The sequence below is a fragment of the Vulcanisaeta sp. JCM 16159 genome, assembly GCF_001316265.1.
Taxonomy (GTDB): Archaea; Thermoproteota; Thermoprotei; order Thermoproteales; family Thermocladiaceae; genus Vulcanisaeta.
The window spans coordinates 69,279-91,633 of the sequence record NZ_BBDN01000009.1; the positions used below are offsets into that span (position 1 = coordinate 69,279).

General features: G+C 42.8%; 25 protein-coding genes, 1 tRNA gene and 3 pseudogenes. 17 read left to right on the forward strand and 12 right to left on the reverse strand.

From position 1 onward, the window contains the following. The first annotated feature begins 102 nt into the window (after positions 1–102). From JCM16159_RS09675 to JCM16159_RS09690, 5 genes and pseudogenes are all read left to right on the forward strand, one after another. Positions 103–1,316: pseudogene (locus tag JCM16159_RS09675) on the forward strand (acyl-CoA dehydrogenase family protein). Between the two features lie 58 nt (positions 1,317–1,374). Continuing rightward, entirely contained in the window at positions 1,375–1,803 is a 429-nt protein-coding gene (locus JCM16159_RS09680; RefSeq protein ID WP_054857688.1) for a hypothetical protein, read from the forward strand. 33 nt (positions 1,804–1,836) lie between these two features. Then, entirely contained in the window at positions 1,837–2,079 is a 243-nt protein-coding gene (locus tag JCM16159_RS09685; protein ID WP_054857689.1) for a hypothetical protein, read from the forward strand. A 190-nt stretch (positions 2,080–2,269) separates the two neighbouring features. Beyond that, positions 2,270–2,680: a hypothetical protein gene (locus tag JCM16159_RS16705; RefSeq protein ID WP_243666527.1), complete on the forward strand. Its 411-nt coding sequence runs from the start codon at positions 2,270–2,272 to the stop codon at positions 2,678–2,680. Continuing rightward, entirely contained in the window at positions 2,632–3,780 is a 1,149-nt protein-coding gene (locus tag JCM16159_RS09690) for a M28 family peptidase (RefSeq protein ID WP_243666528.1), read from the forward strand. Before JCM16159_RS16705 ends, JCM16159_RS09690 begins: the two co-directional genes overlap by 49 nt. Here JCM16159_RS09690 and JCM16159_RS09695 read toward each other — a convergent pair. Beyond that, positions 3,769–4,239 (reverse strand): pantetheine-phosphate adenylyltransferase, encoded by a 471-nt coding sequence (locus tag JCM16159_RS09695; protein ID WP_054854472.1) that lies wholly within the window; start codon positions 4,237–4,239, stop codon positions 3,769–3,771. The genes JCM16159_RS09690 and JCM16159_RS09695 overlap by 12 nt on opposite strands. Positions 4,240–4,395: 156 nt before the next feature. Between JCM16159_RS09695 and JCM16159_RS19250 the strand changes: the two genes are divergently transcribed. The 4 genes from JCM16159_RS19250 to JCM16159_RS09710 all read left to right on the forward strand — a co-directional run bounded on the left by JCM16159_RS19250 (position 4,396) and on the right by JCM16159_RS09710 (position 6,197). After that, a complete protein-coding gene (locus JCM16159_RS19250) occupies positions 4,396–4,527 on the forward strand; it encodes a hypothetical protein (protein WP_367834436.1) in 132 nt (43 codons plus the stop codon). After that, positions 4,515–5,384 carry a PhoU domain-containing protein gene (locus JCM16159_RS09700; RefSeq protein ID WP_243666529.1) on the forward strand — a complete coding sequence of 290 codons (870 nt, stop codon included), beginning with the start codon at positions 4,515–4,517 and terminating at the stop codon, positions 5,382–5,384. The genes JCM16159_RS19250 and JCM16159_RS09700 overlap by 13 nt, the downstream gene beginning before the upstream one ends. A gap of 41 nt (positions 5,385–5,425) precedes the next feature. After that, positions 5,426–6,070 (forward strand): METTL5 family protein, encoded by a 645-nt coding sequence (locus JCM16159_RS09705; RefSeq protein ID WP_054857690.1) that lies wholly within the window; start codon positions 5,426–5,428, stop codon positions 6,068–6,070. Positions 6,071–6,109: 39 nt separating this feature from the next. After that, positions 6,110–6,197: transfer RNA gene (locus JCM16159_RS09710), tRNA-Leu, on the forward strand. 152 nt (positions 6,198–6,349) lie between these two features. Here JCM16159_RS09710 and JCM16159_RS09715 read toward each other — a convergent pair. Next, positions 6,350–6,604, reverse strand: a complete 255-nt coding sequence (locus tag JCM16159_RS09715; protein WP_054857691.1) for a hypothetical protein — start codon at positions 6,602–6,604, stop codon at positions 6,350–6,352. Between the two features lie 185 nt (positions 6,605–6,789). Beyond that, positions 6,790–7,815, reverse strand: coding sequence for a pyridoxal phosphate-dependent aminotransferase (locus JCM16159_RS09720; protein WP_054857692.1), 1,026 nt, complete (start codon positions 7,813–7,815; stop codon positions 6,790–6,792). 76 nt (positions 7,816–7,891) lie between these two features. Between JCM16159_RS09720 and glpK the strand changes: the two are divergent. From glpK to JCM16159_RS09745, 5 genes and pseudogenes are all read left to right on the forward strand, one after another. After that, positions 7,892–9,464 (forward strand): annotated as a pseudogene (glpK, locus tag JCM16159_RS19255) (glycerol kinase GlpK). A 160-nt stretch (positions 9,465–9,624) separates the two neighbouring features. After that, the gene (locus JCM16159_RS09730; protein WP_054857693.1) at positions 9,625–10,350 is read left to right on the forward strand and encodes a glycerophosphodiester phosphodiesterase; all 726 of its coding nucleotides are present in this window, start codon (positions 9,625–9,627) and stop codon (positions 10,348–10,350) included. 1 nt (position 10,351) lies between these two features. Beyond that, positions 10,352–11,644, forward strand: coding sequence for an FAD-dependent oxidoreductase (locus tag JCM16159_RS09735; protein ID WP_054857694.1), 1,293 nt, complete (start codon positions 10,352–10,354; stop codon positions 11,642–11,644). Further along, positions 11,641–12,111, forward strand: a complete 471-nt coding sequence (locus JCM16159_RS09740) for a CoxG family protein (protein WP_054857695.1) — start codon at positions 11,641–11,643, stop codon at positions 12,109–12,111. The genes JCM16159_RS09735 and JCM16159_RS09740 overlap by 4 nt, the downstream gene beginning before the upstream one ends. Positions 12,112–12,160: 49 nt before the next feature. Then, on the forward strand, positions 12,161–12,994 hold the full coding sequence (locus tag JCM16159_RS09745) for an alpha/beta hydrolase (RefSeq protein WP_054857696.1): 834 nt from the start codon (positions 12,161–12,163) through the stop codon (positions 12,992–12,994). On the opposite strand, the pseudogene JCM16159_RS19260 reads toward JCM16159_RS09745, so the two are convergent. Continuing rightward, positions 12,968–13,961: pseudogene (locus tag JCM16159_RS19260) on the reverse strand (Gfo/Idh/MocA family protein). The gene JCM16159_RS09745 and the pseudogene JCM16159_RS19260 sit on opposite strands and share 27 nt — an antisense overlap. A gap of 207 nt (positions 13,962–14,168) precedes the next feature. Continuing rightward, entirely contained in the window at positions 14,169–14,339 is a 171-nt protein-coding gene (locus JCM16159_RS16735; protein WP_243666534.1) for a hypothetical protein, read from the reverse strand. A 69-nt stretch (positions 14,340–14,408) separates the two neighbouring features. Between JCM16159_RS16735 and JCM16159_RS09755 the strand changes: the two genes are divergently transcribed. After that, positions 14,409–15,044 carry an AAA family ATPase gene (locus JCM16159_RS09755; RefSeq protein WP_054857697.1) on the forward strand — a complete coding sequence of 212 codons (636 nt, stop codon included), beginning with the start codon at positions 14,409–14,411 and terminating at the stop codon, positions 15,042–15,044. Here the strand turns inward: JCM16159_RS09755 and JCM16159_RS09760 are convergent. Further along, positions 15,039–15,977, reverse strand: a complete 939-nt coding sequence (locus tag JCM16159_RS09760; protein WP_054857698.1) for a hypothetical protein — start codon at positions 15,975–15,977, stop codon at positions 15,039–15,041. The genes JCM16159_RS09755 and JCM16159_RS09760 overlap by 6 nt on opposite strands. Positions 15,978–16,099: 122 nt before the next feature. On the opposite strand from JCM16159_RS09760, the gene JCM16159_RS09765 reads away from it, so the two are divergent. Together JCM16159_RS09765 and JCM16159_RS19265 are read left to right on the forward strand one after the other, a co-directional pair. Continuing rightward, positions 16,100–16,924 (forward strand): metallophosphoesterase, encoded by an 825-nt coding sequence (locus JCM16159_RS09765; protein WP_054857699.1) that lies wholly within the window; start codon positions 16,100–16,102, stop codon positions 16,922–16,924. A 277-nt stretch (positions 16,925–17,201) separates the two neighbouring features. Then, entirely contained in the window at positions 17,202–17,300 is a 99-nt protein-coding gene (locus tag JCM16159_RS19265) for a hypothetical protein (protein ID WP_367834437.1), read from the forward strand. Between the two features lie 14 nt (positions 17,301–17,314). Here JCM16159_RS19265 and JCM16159_RS09770 read toward each other — a convergent pair whose 3' ends face one another. From JCM16159_RS09770 to JCM16159_RS09785, 6 genes are read right to left on the reverse strand one after another with little or no spacing between them, the layout of a single operon-like run. After that, complete coding sequence (locus tag JCM16159_RS09770) at positions 17,315–18,601, reverse strand: geranylgeranyl reductase family protein (RefSeq protein ID WP_243666535.1); 1,287 nt, start codon at positions 18,599–18,601, stop codon at positions 17,315–17,317. A 34-nt stretch (positions 18,602–18,635) separates the two neighbouring features. Next, complete coding sequence (locus tag JCM16159_RS16745) at positions 18,636–19,631, reverse strand: glycosyltransferase (protein ID WP_243666536.1); 996 nt, start codon at positions 19,629–19,631, stop codon at positions 18,636–18,638. Positions 19,632–19,645: 14 nt separating this feature from the next. Beyond that, positions 19,646–20,209: a glycosyltransferase gene (locus tag JCM16159_RS16750; protein WP_243666537.1), complete on the reverse strand. Its 564-nt coding sequence runs from the start codon at positions 20,207–20,209 to the stop codon at positions 19,646–19,648. A 30-nt stretch (positions 20,210–20,239) separates the two neighbouring features. Next, entirely contained in the window at positions 20,240–20,557 is a 318-nt protein-coding gene (locus JCM16159_RS19270; RefSeq protein WP_367834442.1) for a DUF2067 family protein, read from the reverse strand. After that, complete coding sequence (locus tag JCM16159_RS19275; protein WP_367834438.1) at positions 20,554–20,883, reverse strand: DUF2067 family protein; 330 nt, start codon at positions 20,881–20,883, stop codon at positions 20,554–20,556. The genes JCM16159_RS19270 and JCM16159_RS19275 overlap by 4 nt, the downstream gene beginning before the upstream one ends. Positions 20,884–20,911: 28 nt before the next feature. Beyond that, positions 20,912–22,297 carry a cation diffusion facilitator family transporter gene (locus JCM16159_RS09785; protein ID WP_243666538.1) on the reverse strand — a complete coding sequence of 462 codons (1,386 nt, stop codon included), beginning with the start codon at positions 22,295–22,297 and terminating at the stop codon, positions 20,912–20,914. Between the last annotated feature and the right edge of the window lie 58 nt (positions 22,298–22,355).

The window sequence follows — 22,355 nt, forward strand, 5'->3', positions numbered from 1 at the left end:
AATATATAGTTCTTTCGTTCTTAGTGCATTATCATAGTGAATTCTCATTAGTATAATGGTCATAAGGTTATGCTTTTATGTACCCTTAAATCTTGATCATTAATGGATTTTGATCTCAGTAGGGAGGAGGTTCTGTTCAGGGATTCGGTTAGGGAGTTTGGCGAGCGTTACATAAAACCTCACTGGGTAGACCTTGATGAGGGTAAGTACTCACTCCTTGAATTAATACCTAGGCTCGCCGAGCACGGCTTAGTTGGCTTAACACTCAGTTCTAAATACGGTGGTTCGGAGGGTTCCCTCCTAATGGCGGCAATAGCCGCTGAGGAGTTGGCCTACGCAGACCCGAGCCTCGCGGTCCCGGTATACTTTTTACTAGAGACTGCCTGGCCCTTCATAGTTCAGCGTTACGCTAAGGATAGTGTTAAGGAGGAGGTCCTGACGAGGCTGACCAAGGGTGAGGCCTGGATCGGTATAGCATCCACGGAGCCCCAGGGAGGTAGTGACGTGGCTGGCGAGAGGACCGAGGCGAAGCTCGTCAATGGTAGGTGGCTAATCACAGGTGAGAAGAACATGGTGACCGGCGTTTCAATAGCCCTTAGGCTTCCCTATGGTGGTGGCTTTGTAACAATAACGAGGACAGGACCATTGAGGCTAAGCATAGGGCTATAACGACCATGCTATTCATGGTCAAGAGGAATGGGGTCGTTAACACGGGATTTGAAACAAGGGATTACGAGGAGTGGGGTAGGAGGGGAATACCAACTGGCTATCTGAGACTTAATGGTGCACCTGTGGATCCGAGTTCGTGCTTGGTGAGGTAAATAACGGGTTTAAGATAGCCATGGAGGCTTCGATGTTGCCAGGACATTGATCGGCGCCGCGGCCCTTGGGACGGCCCGTTGGATGCTTGAGCAGGGCAGGGAATGGATAAGGAGTAGGGTTGTCTTTGGTAAGCCAATCTCCTCATACCAATCAATAAGCTTCAAATATGCCGAGTTAAGTACTAGGCTTGAGGCTGCCAGGCTCATGGTATATAGGGCTGCCTGGCTTGCGGACAAGTTCTATAGGGGTGATTCCTCGGTTTCCATACTCGATATTGCCAATGCAGGGGCCATGGCTAAGATGCTTGCCGTGGAGGCCGCGATAGACGTTGGCCTAGAGGTCATGAAGTGGTTTGGCGGCGTTAGTTACTTCAAGGAGACCCCAATAGCCAGGGCATTCCTAGGAGCCTGAGCTACTACGTTGGTGCGGAGGGAACGCAGAATGTAATGAGACTAATAATTGCGAGGAACCTTATAGGAAAGGAGGTTGAATGATTCCTCAAAAATGAAAGTGAGAATAGTTTTTAAGGAATATTGCATGACCGTTCATGGTATGGGTCAACAACCAGGGACGCAGGGTGCAACTCCACGCACTGCATATGTATTATCATTGATAGGCAGTATCTTTATGGTAATTAGTTCAGTAATTGAGCTTTTATTCGCGGTATTTGCCAGGATATTATTACCTCATTACTACGTCCTCCATAGGCTCAATTACTACCCAATGTTGTCTGTAATACCACTACTACCAATGATATTAATGATCATAAGCATTATAGGCCTCATAATAAGCATATTAGCCATTTATTTCTCAATAATACTGGGCAGGTTAAGCGAGGCAAATGCTGTGCATAGTACTGGTATTATACTTCTCGTATTAGCAATAATAGGATTTTTCGTTTCGGATAGATTCTTCCTTGGGCTACTTGGTTTCATATTGCTCTTGATTGGTTCAATACTGGCCATCACATGGAAGCCATAAATAGGCCCTTAGGGTAATAGCCCTAGGATTAAAATGGTCAATAAAGCCGTGATTAGGTATATCGAGGAATTACTGAATCCATACTCAATGTACTACTCAGACGGTGTATTAAATAGTGAAGGGATGACATTGCTGAGGATAATAGCCAGGGAAGTCCTTAAGGAATACCCAAACCTAAAGCCGAGGTTCGCCAAGGCTAGGCGTAGGAGGGATTACGAATATGTATCCAATCTCCTTAACGAAATAATCTCCTATTTTTCACAGACCTCTCGATGAATTTTTCTGACTTTCTGTAGATTCTGTCTATGTTAAAGTTACGGCCTTTAATGATGATTAAAATAATCAATACCATGAGTAACACTGCGGTTATTAAACGCCTATAATATCTCGTTATACGCCTTAGACCGGCCATCCATATCCTTTACCGCTACGCTATACTTATATTTATCTCTGTGCATTAGCCCATGTGTCTGAATTAACAATAGCGTTTAATATCGCTAAGAAGTGCTCATCATACACAGACCTGGTGGGCGGATCCGTTGCTGAGTACGACTTCATAGAATGGTTCCTAAACCAGATAGATAATCCGTTATTCTCATATGAATTACAGCCTGTCAGTGTCCTTGTCTGGAGGGATAGGTTTTCGAGGGTGGTGCACGGTAATAACGAGTTTAAGGCGTTAAGCATGCCACTGACATTGGGCGGTTCCGATAGGGGTAAGCTTACCATGGACATAAATGACTCGGAGGGTAAGGTACTGCTTACGGATTTTCCCGAGGACATGGATGATGCGAAGTACATATACATAAGGGCGATGGAGAAGGGCGCTTGGCAGTTATTTTTAGGGACAGGTACCCCAGCGTTATTAGGAGGATAGTGGTGACGGCAACACCCGACTATTCCTGGGATAGGGCGCCACCACCTGTAATGCCTGCACTCACGGTATCTAAGGAAGTCGGTGATGAGCTGAGCAAGCACGTTGGTGAGGAGGTGGAGTTCGTGAGTGATGTGGAGGCTAGATTGGGTACTGGTTATAATCTCATTGTCAATCTCGAGAGTGACAAGGAGGAGTCGGTAATATTAGCCGTGCACCACGATCATTGGTTAACCGGATATGCAGACAATTGCCTAGGCGTTGGTTTAGGGGCTTCCATTCTACTTGATGCGGTTAAGGAGAGATCATCCATGAAGAGGGGCTTGATATTCATTTCATTTACGGCCGAGGAGGCTGGTAACCCAGGTTTTGCAAGCCTTTATTGGGCCTATGGATCCACTAGGTACGTCGAGTACCTCGAAAGGAGGAACCTGCTTAATAATGTGTATGCCGTGCTTAACTTAGACGTTGTTGGTAGGCAGTACGTAATACACACGAGTGAGGACTTATCAATGCAATTAAGCCAACTAATTAGTACGCAGTGGGAGTTGCCAAAGCCTTACTTTGACTCTCTTAATTTCGAAATGAATGGCATACCGTCAATGACATTGTCAAGCCTTGATAATTACTGGGACGTCTACCACACAGACAAGGATACTGAGGACAAGGCTAACCGGCAGGACGTAGACTCTGCTCTTAAGGTTGCAAGCCAATTGCTTAATTACTTATTAACTAATGATTTAACTCCATCGCCATACATATCGGTATTGAATAGAGACATAATTAGCGTGGGTCTCGGTATAGAACTCAGGGAGGATTGGGAAACCTATAGGCTCGTTAAGTACCTGCTGTCTAAGTACCTGGTTGAGTATAGGCGTGATGGTTCAGTGAAGACCATATACACGAACTCTATATTATCCTATGTCAGGAGGTTCATAAACATAAATGACATTAACCAAGTACCGCTCAGGGTTGAGGAGATGGGTACTGGCAGGGTGATCATGGACACGAGCACCATAAGAAACGTCAGGCAATTAAGTCAATACATATCCCAAGTAATAGAGTCCCTGACCGAGGACATGAGTATAAACCTAGTCACTTAGTTCTCTGGTGCCTGTCCTATCCCTTATTAATGTACTAGATACCTTATTACCGAATCCATCCTTAATTATAGGTACTGCAATAATATACAGAGGCCGTAATCCTCTTTCCCTCCTAAGGTTATTAATCTCAATGGCCCTTGGTAATGTCTCCAGGCTCACCACTATCGCATCCACGGTTGGATCAACAATCGTTGGGCCATATGGGTCATTAATAACGTCAATTATCACATCACGGTCATTGCCGCCTAGCTCCCTAATCAAGCTCCTAAGGTTGAGGAACCTAATCTTCAATGGTTTAACCTTATATGTCTTATAGGCTTGGGCGAACTCATCACTTGTGACGCCAACAAGTACCTTGCGTCCGTAGTTAAGTGCCGTAAATAATAATGCAGTGTGTCCTGTATGCAGTGTATCAAAGGTCCCACCAACGGCCACCTTCCTAAACCTAGGTCTCTGCATATACCTACTTTATGTTGAGTACTTAATAAATCTTGATTACTTAGGTTTCTAATACCCAGCTGTCGCTAACTATATATTTGGCGGGGGTTGGTATATATGGGGTAGAGAAATATTACTTAAGGCTTAGTTTTTTATACCCAGTTATACCCTATATGCGTGTCCTCAATTTACAGGAGGGTTATTAGGATTGGTGAGAAGAGTATTGGGATCACACTGCCTAAGCGGTGGCTTGATGTACTTAGTGTTGGTATTGGCGATGTTGTTGAGATAAGCTTGTGGGTAAGGTAATCGTTGTTAAGCCAATTACGCAGGCCGGTGGCGAGACCAATGAGGTCAGCATATCGCTTGGCGGTTCAATTGATGAGACGACTAGGGTAATCATTGCCAGCTACATTGAGGGTTATGATAATGTTGAGGTTATTGGGCAGAAGGACGTGATTAGAAAGGCCTTCTCAAGCGTCGAGAAGAAGTTGCCGGGCTCGCTCATGCTCGAGGGTGATGGTAGCGTATTAATTAAGGTGGCCACCAGCGAGTCTAATGTCGACCTTAATGAGGTGATTAATAGTATGGCTAATATACTAAATTCCATGTTCAGCAAATTCATTGATTACCTGGAGTCAAACAAAGAGGATCTATTGAAAGAGGTGCTCGAGCTTGACGATCAGATGGACAAGCTATACTTCCTGGCGCTAAGGACAATTAAGAAGCTATCCTTCAGGGACCCAAAGAGGGCCATTGACGATACCATAGTCGTGAAGAACCTAGAGCACGCGGCAGACGCCCTTGACAGGCTATCAAATGCCTTCATGAGAGTGCAGGCAACCCAGTGTAGGCGTGAAATAGGCGAGAAACTCAGGAATGTTTGGACGTACATAATGAGGGCGGTCTACTCATACCTGGACAATAACATAAACAATGCCTTGAAGGTCCTACTCGATAGGGAACACATGCTTAATAACATGCTCGAGCTAGCCAACATGGGTTGCGTAGGACTGAGTGGATTACTAACGGCCTCAATACACGAGGGGCAATTAATGGTTGCGCTGGCGGCCGACATAGCGGAGGCAGCCTTCAGCAGGCATGTTAGAAGTATCGCCAAGCCCGCTAGGATAGTCACTGGCGAGGAGTTAAATAGTGAGGAGTAATCCTAATTAGGTAATGTGATGAACACGTCGGTAGCTGATCAATGAGGATGGTCAGAGGTGCTGATATTCGTAGACTTCGAGACCTCGAACTACTCATTCAAGGTATACCGGGTTATAAATCACCGAAATTAAATCTTGAGCAATATATAACAGATGCAAATATTGTTGCCGTAGCTATCTGGGACGCATACATGAGGAATCACCTAGCAAACGCCAGGATACTCGATCTGGGATGCGGCACCGGCAGGTTTGCAATAGCCGCGGCATTAATGGGTGCTAGACAGGTAATATGCGTAGACATCGACCCAGAGGCCTTGGCCATAGCCAAGGAATCAGCCAACAATTATGGATTAAATAACGTGGATTTTATTGCAAGTGATGTAAGGAACATAGCATTACTGGGTAGGTTCGACGTAGTATTTCAAAATCCACCCTTTGGAATACAGTCAGAGAGGGGTCTTGATATTAAGTTCCTAGCAACAGCAATAAACCATGGCAACATGGTATACACAATACATAAACTGAATACCCTAGACTATGTACACAATAAGGTTAACTCCTGGGGATGCGTAATGAACGTGCTAGACAAGGTGATAATAACAATACCACTAACATACAAACACCACAGAAGAAGGATATACAAAACCGAGGCATTCCTCGCACGGATAGAATGCCCAGGAAAATAACTAAAAAGTTAAAAAAATCCCGTAAAGAAGCATTACCCCGCGGGGGTGCCCGAGCCAGGTCAAAGGGGACGGGTTCAGGTCCCGTTGGCGAAGGCCTGCGTGGGTTCAAATCCCACCCCCCGCACCAGAAATTGAATTATCCCGGCCTTTAATGTTGATGTTTTGTAGGTATTTCTTTAAAGTTCTTGGTTTAAGTATTGCGGATTTAGTGATGTTGACGGGATTATTCCTCTGGTGTTATTTTTCGGGCTGAGCCTTAATGATAGATCCCGCCGCTGATTAACCATTACATAACCTAGTTACATGCTTATTTCTAGCCATTGTATCCCTCTCGATCATAATTGTTGTATAATTAATCCCACTACCATTATAATTCTTCATCGCTTGCGTAATCATTGTATTATTAATACGGTTTGTTTCATTAAGTGGAGGATTACTGTGAGTATTTATTGTGTATAATTGATGAGCGATAATTATTATGGCTATTATTGAGAATAGTACAGTCACTAGTACTATCGTTATTCTTAATCCCATAATACTTACTTTGCCATGTACTAATTTAAATATTCATTGCACTATGGTGTTTTATTAATTCATGTTGAATCATGAGTAAGACTTATTTGCTGAAGTTATTAGTTCTTATTGATTCCCGTGCCGATGAGCCCCGCGGGAGCGCGGGCCTGTGAGCCGGCATCCGTCGGGCATGGAGCCCAATACATTCACTTTCTTCCGCATTCTTCATTGATTACATTCATTATTATTCTCATTGCTTCCTCAAATATATCTCTCTTAACCGACCCTAAACCAACCCTAATACCATCATCTTTACCAAAGTATTGCCCAGGTACTGTCAGTACATCCTTACTTAGCATTTTTCTTGCAAGGTCGCTTCCTGTGATTCCCTGGCATCTAATTCTCATGTAGAATATCGGCATGTACTCGACGTAGCTAATATTGACGTAATCATGGGCGTCATTAATCATCTTTCTCATGGTATCAATGTTCGGCACAATAATACCTAAATTCCTCTCCTTAACCCAATTCCTGTTTCGTAGGAGTATTGATGTATACCTTAGGTTTAGGTCAATAACGAGAGGGCTAACTAAATCAATTACTCCATTTATCTCCTTTATTACCTTATTATCGCCGATTACCCAACCAACCTTGAGTTCATTCATCGTGTAGAATTTCGATGTGCTGAAGGTGAATATCATGTTCTCCATAGGTAGTCCCCTGAGATTGTTCTCCACGAACTCCAGGAATATTGAATCAATAACGGCGTAGGCCTTCTTCCGCCTCAATTCATCACTTAACTCCCAAAGCAACTTCTTGTTCAAGAATATGCCGAGTGGGTTGTTTGGATTTGAGAAGAAGAGTGCCGAGCCCATCTCGATATGATTAAATAACTCAGTCAATGAATCATCGATGTTTAATTCCGTTTGCCTTAAATGTAAGAATTTAGGCAATACCCTTATTGGTTCGTATTCGGGTATTACGGTAATTACGTGTTCGATAAGTCCCAATTCCCTAAGTGCGGTTAAGGCGGCGAAATTGCCCTCCTGAGTGCCATGTGTGATTGCCAGATTCCCTCTATCAACGCCGTAAATGTGCATTAATTCATCGGTTAAATTACCTGCTTCGCCAAGGCCCTCTATTTCGTTTAATGGTATTGGCAGTACTCCGCTACTTGATACGTTATACTTAGCGTTGTGGGTCCGTAGCCACGTGAGATGGCCGATCTCCACAAATTAACGAACTATTCCTCACTTATTAAGCAGTACTTGGGTAAACCCTAAATAATGCATGCGTATTTACTAGGTCATGACGCATGAGAAGAGTTTTGTCTTGGTTATAGATCAGGGAACCACTGGTACGAGGGCTGCCTTGGTTTCTCGAGATGGTTCAATAATAGGCTATGCATATCACGAGCATACACAGATTTACCCAAAGCCTGCCTGGGTCGAGCATGATCCATTGGAGATTTGGGAGAAGACGAGGCTCGTGATTAAGGAGGTCCTTGAATATACTAAGGTTGACCCAAGGGAGATAGCGGCAATCGGTATTACTAATCAGCGTGAAACCACGGTCATTTGGGATCCAAGAAATGGACAACCAATCCACAACGCCATAGTCTGGCAGGATAGGAGAACGTCACAACTCGTGGATTACCTAAGGCAGAATTACCACAGTGTTATTCAGGAAAGGACCGGCCTTGTTCCTGACGCTTATTTCTCCGGGACAAAGATTTGGTGGCTTCTTGATAATGTACCTGGGCTTAGGGATAAGGCGAAAAGGGGTGAGGTTATTTTTGGTACGATAGATACCTGGATAATTTGGAACCTGACCAGGGGCAATAAGGACGTATTAACACCGGAGATGGGTGGTGCCCACGTTACCGATTATAGTAATGCTTCCAGGACCATGATCTTTAACATACATAAGCTTGATTGGGATGATGAATTGCTCGAGATTGAGGCAAAATACCTAGGGATATACTGCCATTACCAAGACCATCAAGTGATAGGAGGATATACGGTTATACGGGCCCGGAGGTTTCTCAATTATTAGGCGGTGTGAGCATACCTGTTTGTGGTGATGCTGGTGATCAGCAGGCTGCTTTATTCGGCCAAGTCGGTTTTGATGTCGGTGAAGTTAAGTCGACCTATGGTACCGGGAACTTCATATTAATGAATATTGGGGATGCACCAGTAAGGTCTAAGGCAAATCTATTAACCACGGTTTACTACTCCATTGAGGAGGGCAAGGCTAAGTACGCGCTTGAGGGTAGTATATTCATCACCGGAGCGGCCGTGCAGTGGTTGAGGGATGGTCTCAAGATAATAGAGGTTTCCGACGAGATAGAACATTGGCAGTCTCAGCCCCCGATACTGGCGGTGTTTACTTTGTACCGGCATTCACCGGGCTTGGTGCACCGTATTGGGATCAGTATGCCCGTGGTCTCATAATAGGCATTACGCGTGGAACGGAGAGGAAACACATCGCCAGGGCTGTCCTTGAGGCAATAGCGTATCTAAATAGGGATGTTCTCGAGGCTATGATTAATGATACGGGAATTAAGATACCGAGGATTAAGGTCGATGGTGGCGCAGCCAGGAATAACTTCCTAATGCAGTTCCAGGCCGACATAACGGGTATTGAGGTCTGGAGACCAGTAATATTTGAAACAACGTCATTGGGTGCAGGTTACTTGGCAGGATTAGCCGTGGGCCTCTGGAAGAGTCTAGGTGAAATCGCAAGGAACTGGAAATTAGACAGGGTGTTTAAACCAAGGATGGACGTGGAAACAAGGGAACGATTGTATAAGGGCTGGAGGGCAGCTGTACAGAGAGCCCTGGGTTGGGCTAGGGAGATTCCGTGGGCATATGGATTATAGATTATAAATACACAGAGAATAAATATAATAAATACGTAATACAATACCATAGCGAGAACTAAAGCGTTAAGTATTCATTCAAGGCTTAATAATCCCAGGTATTGAGAGACGTCAGTAATGTTTAATTACTTTAATCATTTTAGGTTAAAACGACAAGGATATGGTTTTGGTTTTTGGCCATAGGGGTGCCATGGGTTATGCCCCTGAGAATACGTTGCCATCATTTAGGATGGCCATTGACATGGGTGTTGATGGTGTTGAGCTTGATGTCCACATGACTAGGGATGGTGAGGTCGTGGTTATTCATGACTTCACGGTTGATAGGACGACAAATGGTAGTGGCTTTGTTAAGGACTTAACTCTGGCGGAGATAAAGAGGCTTGACGCGGGTGTTAGGTTTGGTGGTAAGTGGCGTGACGTTAGGGTACCAACGCTTGAGGAGGTGTTTAGGGAGTTTGGTAGGAGGATTAAGTATAAGGTTGAGATTAAGCGTGGTAGTGATTATTACCCTGGCATTGAGGGTAAGGTTATTGATTTAATTAGGCGATATAATGTTGACGCACAAATAATTTCCTTTGACTTTGATGCTCTGAGTAATGTTAGGGCTATTGATAGGGACATGGAGATTGGCGTAATATTTGTTGGCAGGGTTTCTTGGTTCATTGACATCGCTAAGAAACTAAATGCGCAATGGCTACATGCATCTCATGATTTAATTGATAGAAAGGGCATCGAGATGGCACATAGGCTCGGGCTGAAGGTCGGTGCCTGGACTGTGAATGATGAGGAGGAGGCGAGGCGTCTTGTTGACGTGGGTGTTGACGACATTACAAGTAATTATCCAGATAGGGTTATACGCAGTGTTAAGGTTGGTAAGGTGATTTAGCATGGAGTTTGATGTGGCTATAATCGGTGGTGGAGTTAATGGTGTATTCACGGCATTGGACCTTGCACTTAGGGGATTGAAGGTAGTACTCCTCGAGAAAGGAGTAATTGGTGGCGGCACATCGGGTAAAATGCATGGTCTGTTACATAGTGGTGCTAGGTACGTGGTTACTGACCCAAAGGCCGCGGTTGAGTGCGCGGAGGAGAATAAAATCATTGCCAGGATAGCCCCTCACGTGGTTGATGATACTGGCGGTTATTTTGTGGCGGTTACCAAGGACGACCTGGACTTCCAGGAAGAGTTCATTAGTGGTTTAAGGAGGGCTAACATCGATTATAAAATCATCGATACTAGGGATGCGGTTAGGGAGGAACCTAACCTAAACCCTGAGGTTAAGGCTGTAATTGAGGTTCCCGATAAGGTCGTGTATGCGAGGGAATTATTAATTAGCGCAGCTATTTCTGCCTACATAGAGGGTGCGTTGGTTATTCAAAACGCCGAGGTCGTAGGCCTTAATATCAATGGTGATGAAATAACAAGTGCGGTGGTTAGGGATGGGGCTAAAGGCGATATTAAACGTGTGAATGCGAAGGTCTTCGTTAACGCAGCAGGTCCCTGGGCTGGACGTGTAGCTGGTATGGCCGGTATAAACGTTGATATCATGCCAACAATGGGTGTTATGGTCGTTTATAGGCATAGGCTTGCGAGGAGGGTCATTAATAGGATGAGACCCCCATCCGATGGTGACATACTCGTGCCTTACGGCCACGTATCGATTATGGGGACGACCGCCGTCATTGTGGATGATCCTGACAATTTAACGATAAGTAAGGACGATATTGAGTTCCTAACATCTGAGGGCTCCCAAATGGTCCCTGCATTGGCCAGGGAACCAGTTATTAGGGCTTACGCATCGGTTAGACCCTTGATAAATATGCCGGGGGTTACAGGGAGGGAGGCGACTAGGGACTTCATGGTAGTGAGGCATGAGAGACCAAAGAACTTGGTCTCGGTAATTGGTGGTAAATTCACAACAGGTAGGTTGGTTGGAGAGAGGTTGGCGGATGAAGTTTCGAAGTTTCTAGGCGTTAGTAAGGCCTCAAGGACTAAGGAACACACGCTATTTGGAGCCAATCCAAGTTCTGATATTAAGGATTTGGATCAAGAAACAATATCAATAGTTAAGTCCTTCGAGGGAACTATTGATGAGGAGAGGGGCTTAATTGCATCATTAACGTTAATTCTGCACCACATAGTCCATAGGAGTAGGTCATTGATTGGGTGGTCTACATGAGTAGCGAATTGCATTATAATGGGTCATTCACTATTAATAAGGCGCCCGGCGATGTGATAGGCTTCATTACGGACTTACCTAGGGCGATTACCTGCATACCTAATATAATTAACCACGAAGTAATTGATAAGGAGAAGGTCAGGGCCAGGTTTAGGGTCGACCTTGGCAATGAGGTCCCAATTGCTGAGTTGAGGAGAATAACTACTGACGCAGTTGTGGAGCTGATTAGGTGGTCAGGAAATGAGGTTAAGTACAGGGTTGATGGTAGGGCTGCGGGTAGCGCAATAAGTATATTATTGACAATAAGAGTTAATGCAACAGGTAGTGGTTCCCAAGTTGATTGGGATGCTACGGCAAGCCTGGGTAGGCTTCTTCAATTGGTGGGTAGGTTTGTGAACATTGATTCCTTGGTTAGAAAGATCTCCGAGGACACTATCCATGGATTTATAGAATGCTTGTCAAAGTAAGTAATTTATTTATTTTATACCCTTAAAAGCATGCAATGAAGCATCAATTATGCCTCAGAGGGTTGAGGAGAAGATTCGGCTTAGTACAGGTATTAATGTGCATTATAGGTGTTGGTTGGCTGATAAGCCGTTGGGTCTTGTGATTGGGGTTCACGGCTTCGCAGAGCACAGCGGTAGGTATAATGACTTCGGTAATTACCTATCAAGTAACGGATACTCACTATGCATGCAGGACCTAAGGGGGCATGGATTGACGGCAAGCCCTAAGGACCTTGGTTACGTGGATAGCTTCGACTTATTTCTAAATGATCTCGAGGACTTCATAGAGTCCATGCTCAAGAAGACAGGCTTTGGCTCAGTATTCCTATTTGGGCACTCAATGGGTGGCTTAATAGTCCTTCATTACTTAGGTAGGATTAGCAAGGGTGTGCATACCGCCATAACAAGTGGCGCGGCGGCGATTGTAAGTGTAAGTGCTGGTTCCTGGTTTATGTTATCGTTGCTAAACGCATTATCACCAAGGTATAGGTTAAGTCTACCAATAAATCCCGAATTTCTAACGCATGATAAGAAGGTCGTAGAGGAGTACGTAAGTGACCCGCTCGTCTTTAAGAAGCCCACAGTAAGGATGCTGCATGAGCTCGTTAAGGCATCAAGGGAGGTGTGGAAGTACATTGATAACATATCGGTACCCATAATGATGATGCATGGTGGTGAGGACAAGGTGGTACCGCCAAGGGCCACCCAGGAGGTATTCAGTAAATTAAGGGTTAGTGATAAGGTGATGAGGATCTACGATGGTATGTACCACGAAATACTAAATGAGTTGAATAAGAAGGCGGTTTATGAGGATGTGCTAAACTGGTTGAAAGCCCATACTTAACTCACCGCAGTTTTTATACGCGTCTAACACGGCCTTTAAATCACGTAGTGCAATCTCAGGCGGCATTGGGACATCGGTATTATTAAGCACTGATTGAATGAAGAGTTCGATTTCCCTCTCAACAGTATTAACCTTCTCGACAACCACCTTATCCTGCCTACCATCAATACTTATTAGTAAATCGCCGTACGGCTTACCAGGGACACGACTACTTGGATCCTCCATTATGAAGCCGTGCTCGCCATAGATCTCGAAGGCCGGTGCCTATCACCGCCTGGCGACGACCAGGAATAAAGCAGGACACCCACAGCGCCACTCCTGAACCTAAATATTGATACACTAATGTCCTCACCCTCAAGTCCAGCAAAGCCGTGCGCACATACTAACTTAACCTCCGTATAATCACCACCAAGGTTTAACAGAGTATCAACGTAGTGAATACCCCCATCAATAAGTGCACCACCACCCATTAACTCCCTAATCCTCCTCCAACCACCTGGCGAGTTATACTGAAGCTCCTAACTACTATCATTGAGACCCTGCCCAATTGTCTCATTAGCTCCCTGGCCTTCCATACTGATGTATCGAAGAAATGATTCTCTAGGACCATGAATTTCTTACCGCTTGATTTAACTATGTTTATAACGTTCATGGCCTCCTCGATTGTTCTCGCTATAGGCTTCTCAAGCATCACGTGCTTGCCAGCCTCAAGGGCGGCTATACTCATTGGCATGTGCGCATCATGGCTAACCACGAGATCCACGACATCGACATTAGACCTTAGCACATCGCTATACCTCGTAAAGTATCCACTCGCCTCATACTCCCTATAGCAATCCTTCGCATACTCTTCAGTCCTGCTAAACACGTAGATATCTAACCCATACCTATTACGTAACTTCGACAACGCATTTAGGTGAACCCGGCCAAAACCCCTGCACCCAATAACAGCGATTTTAAGGGCCATTGATTTAACCCAAGGTACGGTCTATTTAAATGATTTCTTTGCAGGGGCCTTTCTTGGGTCAACACTATGAAAAACCTGCCAGAACCATGTAGTGCTGGTCTACCCTGTTAAAATTAATACTTTAATCATCAACGAACTACTGGCTTCACTTTTAACTTCATCTTCAATTCCTTAAACACAAACAACGTACTCTCACCAACATCTAACCTATTCATAACCTTCATCAATTGCAGGTGGTTCTTTAGATATGAGGTAAATTCCAGCTGAAGGCATTGTATTTATTATATTGCCTGGGCATAACGTGATTATTAATACCGTCAGTCTCGGATGGAGTAGTCCATAGAATATACCTTTTCTCGTCCTAACTATATTATTCATGTATTCTTAATGAATTATCGATTATTGTAAGTATATGATAATTTTATTTCGTATAATTACTGGTAATTGATGTATGATTACGTAATTAATTGTGGAAGGGTTAACGAGGATTCATTGGTTGGCGCATCGATTAAGGAGATCATTAATTGGGCTGTGGATAAAATAATGAGGAAAGAAAGAGCTTTGGTTATAACAGGAGAGAGCGGCAGTGGCAAAACTACGGCATTATTGGCGATAATGAATAGACTAAGGAAGTTAGGGATACCGGTGGCCTATGTAAACTCATACAATGAGCTTGGGCTTAAGTCTATAAAGCTTATTGATTGCCATAATGATTCAAACGCAAGGGTAATTCTTGTTGATGATATTGATGCCGCGTTTGCAGTGCCTAAGATTGCCCAGGGCTTCGTCAATAAGTTATTGGGGTTCAATGGTACCATAGTTGTTACACTAACAGTACCGTTGTTAGTGAGTAATGATTTAGAGATGCTTGAACCATTAATAATGCTTTTACGTTCAGCGTCTAGGGTTGCCATTGAGTATCGTGATGATGAACTAAGGGCTTTTGCGCAAAGGATTGGTATTGACTATGTTAGACCAATAATGAGAACCCCAGGTATGGTATTAAGGAATTTTAGGAGGTTGAGTGGTAATAACGATTCGGCGCTAAGTAGGGTACTTAATGATGGCAATGTAGTACTATAGAATTCCGCGGAATTCCTGCTTCATCTTCTCAATGAGCATCTCTGAGCAATCAAGCACGTTGGTGCTTCCTAAGTCAATCAGGTTTATTCCAATACCATTAATCTTAAGTGTTTCTAGATTAATCCAGGTTATTTTGAGGAGGTTAGGATTAATACTTCCTTGAACGGTCGATACAGTAAGGGCATACTCGCCATTTATTAAATACTCAGTGGTATGGTCTTTCTCGTCAATTTTGATGTCGAAGTACTCCTTAAGCATGTCAATATCTTCCTTCAGTACGTACGCCTTGATGTAATTATCGTTCAATTTATTATTATTTATTAAGTATTCGGCAGCGTCAGTATTCGTGGGCACCCTATTCAAGCCCTTGGTCAGGAGGTATATGTAGGTATCCGCTAGGACATCAAGACCTAAATGCGTTGGGTTTATTACGAAGTATATGGGCAATGTTATTAAGCTCTCCACATCTATGCTTGTTAGTCTTTCAAATAACTTCTCAAGCGGTGCTATTTGTTCGCCATTAATGTTCCTTAACTTAATTTCAATACCATACCTCCTCATTAGCATCTTGTCGACATACGCAACCCTCTCTCCCTCACGTATTGTTTTATCCTTACACGTTACTGATAATACGCCCTCATTAACGCTTATTGACAAGCAGTCATTGAATTCCGCATATTTAATGTTATCAATAGACCAATTATTTATCTTGGCAAGGTCGGCAAGTAGTGTTACTGAATCCTCAGTAATTATATAATCTATGTTCTTGCCATCAACGCGATAGTCGTATGCATTATATGGGTATAAATTGATGATGTCTTCCGTGCTGAGTGACATTATTGAGCCTTCCTTGAGCGCCTTTACTATGAAGGTTTCCTTAACCATATCCTCAACTATCTTCCTAATCCTCACTAGTATCTCAAGCGCATTCATTTAATTAATGATTGAAATTAAAATTTAAAAACTTATCAACTGATTTTGATCGTCACTACGTCGATTACCAGTCCCTGAACTTAGGTATAACTTATTTAAATTCCATATTAGTACGTTATAATGTGGATATCCTAACAATTAAGGGATTCCTTAAGGAGAATATTGATAGGGTATATGGTGAACTTAGTACGTATGAGCCATTGCTCAGGATTACGGCTGATAAGGCCGTGATCATCGGTGATCTACACGGTGATGTGGATACACTATTACGAATAATAAATAACTATTCACCGGATAAGTGGATTTACATAATGCTTGGGGACTACGTGGATAGGGGTGAGCATCAAATAGAGACGCTATACCTTGCGTTAAGGCTTTTTCTTGAGCATAAGGCCATATTATTGAGGGGTAATCATGAATCACCGTTGACGAATTACGAGTATGGTTTTTACACGGAATTACTAAGAAAGTTTGGGCATTATGATGGTGATTACGTATATGATAAGTTAAAGGAAGTATTTGCGCAAATGCCCATATCAGTTATCCTAAATGATAAGTACTTTCTAGTGCATGGGGGCTTGCCCATAAACAACATTAGCATTGATAGTATAGCTAAATTACCAAAACCCGACGAAATACCTAGCAATGAAATAACATTCCAATTGCTATGGAACGACCCATCAGATGAAGTTAAGTACTATGAACATAACGTTATTAGAGGACCAGGTACATACGTATTTGGGCCTGTATTAACGGAAAACTTTCTCAATAGCAGTGGGTTGAGGATTATTATTCGAGGCCACGAATACACACCACGGGGTTATAAGTGGAACCATGGGAATAAGGTCTTGACAATATTCACGTCTAGGGCCGGTCCTTATAGTGCAGCGGAGCCTCATGTAATACTGCTCGATGGTGAATCGCTCAATATCGTTGGTGTTTCGTAATACCTTATGCAATTATGAAATGAACCACTCAGTCTGGGGCTTGGCTCAGTCATGAGTCCTAATCAGAGGTGTTCATCACATGCCTACACTAGTGAGGTGGTTTAAATATATTGAACCAGAATGATTTATAAAGGGGTTCTCGCACAGCATCACTTGTAAGGCGGTTACTACGTCCGAGTCCGAAAGACCGAGAAGGAGAAACTTTCAAAGAGGTAGGGGTAGAGGTCCACGGGGTCCTAAGCCAGTAAATGTTGGTGATGTAATAGAGGTAAGCATAGTGGAGACGTCTAAGAGAGGTGACGGTATAGCCAGGGTGAAGGGTTTCGTGATCTTTGTGCCAATACAAAGCCAGGGGATAAGGTTAAGGTTAAGATAACGAGGGTTGGTAGGTCATACGCTGTAGCTGAGGTTACACAGGGAGGAACCGAGTCTTCGCAGGAATCGCCAGAGGGCACTGAGGAAATGGGAACTGAAGGGTTTGAAGAAGAATCTGAGGAATAACGGGGCTTTATCCTCTATTAATAATCTAAAAATCATCCGTGCAGTATTTTTTTCGAGCATTAATCGAGGTCCCTTCAATATTGAGAATTTAATGATGGAAATTGGCATTTGATGGTACCAAGTACCTCCCTTCATTACCTTCTTTATCAAATTCCTGGTACTGGCCACAGAGAATGCGCTCAAGCCGAGCCTTCCCATAACTAAATGATCAATCCCATAGGTGCCTAGTGATAAGTAATATGCCAATGACAAGTTTTTAATTAATGGCCTAATGGTCCTTAGGTAATTATTTGCGAACTCGGTTGGGTTGCTTGAATGCTTTAATGCCAATGCAGCCAAGGCGCCACTATACATGGCGTAGAAAATACCCTCCCCCGTGATTGGATCTGCAAACCCACCAGCATCACCAACTAGGACTATGCGCTTAGAGGTTATTCTTTCGCGGGGTTTAATCGGTATAGGATGACCACGTATTTCCCCTTCCCGTAATCCAGCATCATGTACATACCTAATTAATTGAGTCCTATAGTTATCCCAATGTATCGAACCAATACCAATATCATATTCACCACCACTCCTCGGAAATATCCATGAGTAGCCCCACTTAATTCTCGTCATATCTATTACACATATATTATCAAAGTAATTCCCATGTGCTATGGTCATAAATGCCATTGCTGCATTTCTCCTTATGTCATTGCCAAGGTACTTGGCAATTATGGAATTGGCACCGTCAGCCGCTATTACGTATCTACCGATATACGTGTTATCCATGCCAATGACATTTACATGGTCTCCATTAGTACGAACATTAACCACCCTATCTACGATATAGTCAGTACCCAGCTCCAGGGCATTGGATAGTAGGTAATTATCAAATTCGTCTCTAGAAACCACGGTTATTATTGGGTCATTGTCTGTAAGGATGAAAGAACCTGCACTATTAATAACAACGACTCTGCGGCACTCATCCCTAACTACACCATTTAAGTCAAGGCCAAGGCTCCTTAGTAATAAAATAGACTTTTGGGTTAATCCTCCACCGCAGGGTTTAAACCTTGGAAAGCGAAATCTATCAATAATAAGTACCTTAAATCCAAGTTTTGAAGCCACGTAGGCTGCAATAGATCCTGCCGGTCCGGCACCGACTATTATTGCATCATACATAATATCCATGCTCTACCGTAATGCTCCTGCATCCCCTTATTATCTATTGCTTAACTAATGCTTTTTGTGGTATGGTAAATCTAAGGCTATACATCATTATTAACATTATGCTTAGCACATATATTGTTGTTAGTAATTGCTTATAGAGGATGAGGACTACCATAGCTATTACCAAAATTAAAATGGCGAAAAGTTCATGTACTAAGTCTTTAAACGAACCTATGCGCATATGGTGAGGAGACGGTCCCTTTGGCGTTGGTATCCATTCCCATTCATCAGTTATCAATGATTCTATTGAGTAAACAAGCATTGGAAATGAAATAAGTATCATAAGTGAAATTGCCTTTGCCATGTTCGTTAGAAAATCCCAAGTTTTATAGCCCATTTTCTTAAAGAATAGCAGTAGGATTATGCCTAAAATCGCTGAGATTGAGGTGTTTAATATCTCGAGAAGAGTTATTGATATTGGTGGAATTAAAACACCTATTACTGATAATACTATTGTTATTAGTATTGATAAGGGAACAAAGGACGTACTTGGGATCTGCAACATCCAGAGTATACTATCTATCTTTTCCCAAATCGTGACTTCCCTAGATGTTAGTATTAGTTTTAAATCATGCTTTAAGCTCCAAATGCCATTAAATAACCATCTACTAAATTGCTTCTTAAATGCTAGGTATGTCTGTGGTACTTCACTGTAAACAATGGAATCTATTAATCCTATCCTATACCCCCTTGACCTTAATTTGATAGTAAGGTTAAGGTCCTCGCCTGTGCATTCGCAGAATCCATCAACAAGGTCAAGGATCTTTCTCCAAATCACCAAGTTGTTGCTGGTTATTATTGGAAAACCATTGCCGAGAAATCTACCCCTTATGAAAACATCGCTATACAGGTCATACATGAATTTCAAAAGTCTTGAAACTGAATTATCAACTGTGTAATAACCTCTCCACACCGCAGTAACTGCGTCATAGCCATTCAATAATGCGATCACGGCCTTTTGAAGATAATCACTGGGCATTATTGTATCCACGTCGAATACGGCGATTACATCGCCCTTGGCATGCTTAATACCGTAATTAAGGCACCGCCTTTATAGCCCTTATTAACTGTTCTGCGTATTACTTTAACATTTATACCTAGCCTACGTGACATGGGGATTATTATCTTCGTAAGGCTGTTTACGTAATACTCAGGGTCATCGCTTATGTATAAAACCTCAAATAATTCCCTAGGGTAGTTAAGCGATGCTATGGTCTGCAGACTTCTTTCTATGGTCATTATATTCTCATTTTTAATGGGTATTAGTATGGATACGAATGGTAATTTATGCGCCGGCACGGTATTGACTTTACCGCGTTCATTAACCCTATTGCCGTGTGCCCTCATATACATTAAATTTACTATACCATATTTAATCAGCATTGCTATCTGCATCATGCTTAACATGAGCATTGCAACCGTTACTGCATACGCTATTGATAGTATAACTAATGCCATTGGTGTTAGTGGCCTTGTTATGATCCCCCAGGGATATTGATTCATTATGTATTGCTGAATTATCTGCTTCAATAGTAATTCCTTAAGCCCGGTATATTCACTATTGCTCATTACGTAATGCCAAGTATTAGTACATTCCTCTTAATATGCATTACTCCTACTCTCCGTAATTTCTTGTAATTTAGATAATGCGTGTTTATAATCCATGGAAAGCACGATTAAATCCGTATCGCCATACCTAGAGAGTAATCCTTTATCGAGTAAATCCCTAATGCTATCCTTGATATCTCTATTCATTAATAATGAATAGAGCGTGATTATTCTCTTGGCCTGTGCGGATACGTCAACGTTAATTAACTCATTATAGATATTAGATATTCTTTCAACGAGATTTACCAAGTCCTCAAGCTTAATATCGCCAACAACTCTTATTTTAGAGCCATTTAGCTCGGCATTTATGCCTTAATGTGGAGAAGGTCGATTATCAAGTCAATGGGCATGGCGGCACTAAGCCTGGCTTTACTAAGTATTAGTGATATGTCGTATGTGCGGACGCCGAATTTACCTCTCATCAACTTAATATCATTATACGCACGCTTAATCTCCATGGAGTAAAGCTCAATTTCATGAGGTTCACCCTGCATTGAAACCCAAACCCTAATGCCATTACCTACATCATACCGAATAAGCAGCTCCTTACTCTTGATCTTATTAGTAATTGCCTCTATGAACGTTAATGCTTCATCCATACTATTGAATACAAACACGAATTTTCTGTGCACCATTGATCATACTTATGATATAGACAATAGGTTATAAGGCTTTGGTATTGGGTAGTACCGAAACAGTCACATGATGAGGCATGCTATAGATCTTAGCTATCTCGCTCTCTATTTCGGTGGCCACATTATGTGCCTCAACAATGTTCATATTCTGCGGTAAATACACAAGAATATGTATGGCGTTAACACCCTCGATATTGATAACGTTAATATCGCCGACATATCCACCATACTTAGAGCAAACGAGATCAGCAATTCTTCTCACATCATCCGTATTTATGATCTTCATGTCAGGCTCAAGGTGAACCCAAACCAAGGCGTTAGGTAATACCTGCCTTATGATATTCTTCACCTCATTTATGGCTTTATCGGCATCGCTTAGTTTGGCATCGCCCCTTATGACCATGTGCATACTAACTATTGCACCGCTTTGTGATTTCATAATGTTCAATTCATGAATATTAATAATTAACGGATCACTGACATTGGCGAGTGCCCTCTCTATCTTTTCACGGAGCTCGGGTTCCACGTGGACCATGACTATTGATGGGCCAACCTCACGCCTTATCGCCGACTCCACATTATCAGCAATACTATGCGCCTCAGCGATGCCTAAATGATCAGAAACACCTATTGTAACCTCTATATGCGCTATTGAACCAATCCTCCTAGCTCTAATGTCCTTCACCGAAACGACGCCTTGCACGGACTTAGCTATGTTAGCGACCCTATTAGTAAGTTCCTCAGAGGATCTATCCATTAACTCATCTATTGAGGTCCTCATTATACGTGCACCAATTATTGAGAAGTAAATGACTATTACAAAGGCAACCAGGGCATCAAGGATCGTGCCCCACTCATTAAATAAGCCGATTCTAAATCTCTCCATTAATAAGCCAATGATCATAAGGGCAACGACGGAAACCTCAATGGCAACATCGCTCAGGAAGTGGTAAGAATCAGCCTCAAGGGCCCTACTATTCCACTTAGTCGCTACCCTCCTTAATGTCCTCGATCTATTTGCATCAATGGCTATCGCTATTGCCATAACGACTATGGCAATAACATCAGGACTAAACGGCGTCCTAGTTATTATACGCTCAGCACTTTCATAACCGATGAGTATGCCAGCCACGATTATGAATAAAGAGCCGAAAAGTCCGCCAATACTCTCAGCCTTACCATGGCCAAATGGGTGCTCCTTATCGGGAGGCTTAGAGCCTACATTAACGGCTATTAACGTTATTGTTGTTACGAAAATATCAAGGAATGTATGCATGGCCTCTGCAAGAACGGCGAGGGAATTCGTGAGTAGCCATGCGGTTATGTTCATAGCGGTTATTAGTACTGACGCTAGTAATGAGAATAGGGCAACCCTCGTCTTCTCATTACTCATGTACGTGTAAAGGCCTCTCATGCCTACCTCATTATCCCGAGAATTGCTAATTAACCTATCTTTAGGCATGCTCTAAATC

Bases quoted from the DNA above. Each gene is read 5' to 3' on its own strand.
- JCM16159_RS09680 (WP_054857688.1), top strand. From the start codon at position 1,375: ATGGGTCAACAACCAGGGACGCAGGGTGCAACTCCACGCACTGCATAT.
- JCM16159_RS09685 (WP_054857689.1), top strand. From the start codon at position 1,837: ATGGTCAATAAAGCCGTGATTAGGTATATCGAGGAATTACTGAATCCA.
- JCM16159_RS09695 (WP_054854472.1), bottom strand. From the start codon at position 4,239: ATGCAGAGACCTAGGTTTAGGAAGGTGGCCGTTGGTGGGACCTTTGAT.
- JCM16159_RS09705 (WP_054857690.1), top strand. From the start codon at position 5,426: ATGAGGATGGTCAGAGGTGCTGATATTCGTAGACTTCGAGACCTCGAA.
- JCM16159_RS09715 (WP_054857691.1), bottom strand. From the start codon at position 6,604: ATGGGATTAAGAATAACGATAGTACTAGTGACTGTACTATTCTCAATA.
- JCM16159_RS09730 (WP_054857693.1), top strand. From the start codon at position 9,625: ATGGTTTTGGTTTTTGGCCATAGGGGTGCCATGGGTTATGCCCCTGAG.
- JCM16159_RS09735 (WP_054857694.1), top strand. From the start codon at position 10,352: ATGGAGTTTGATGTGGCTATAATCGGTGGTGGAGTTAATGGTGTATTC.
- JCM16159_RS09740 (WP_054857695.1), top strand. From the start codon at position 11,641: ATGAGTAGCGAATTGCATTATAATGGGTCATTCACTATTAATAAGGCG.
- JCM16159_RS09745 (WP_054857696.1), top strand. From the start codon at position 12,161: ATGCCTCAGAGGGTTGAGGAGAAGATTCGGCTTAGTACAGGTATTAAT.
- JCM16159_RS16735 (WP_243666534.1), bottom strand. From the start codon at position 14,339: ATGAATAATATAGTTAGGACGAGAAAAGGTATATTCTATGGACTACTC.
- JCM16159_RS09755 (WP_054857697.1), top strand. From the start codon at position 14,409: ATGTATGATTACGTAATTAATTGTGGAAGGGTTAACGAGGATTCATTG.
- JCM16159_RS09760 (WP_054857698.1), bottom strand. From the start codon at position 15,977: ATGAATGCGCTTGAGATACTAGTGAGGATTAGGAAGATAGTTGAGGAT.
- JCM16159_RS09770 (WP_243666535.1), bottom strand. From the start codon at position 18,601: ATGGATATTATGTATGATGCAATAATAGTCGGTGCCGGACCGGCAGGA.
- JCM16159_RS16750 (WP_243666537.1), bottom strand. From the start codon at position 20,209: ATGAGCAATAGTGAATATACCGGGCTTAAGGAATTACTATTGAAGCAG.
- JCM16159_RS19275 (WP_367834438.1), bottom strand. From the start codon at position 20,883: ATGGTGCACAGAAAATTCGTGTTTGTATTCAATAGTATGGATGAAGCA.
- JCM16159_RS09785 (WP_243666538.1), bottom strand. From the start codon at position 22,297: ATGAGAGGCCTTTACACGTACATGAGTAATGAGAAGACGAGGGTTGCC.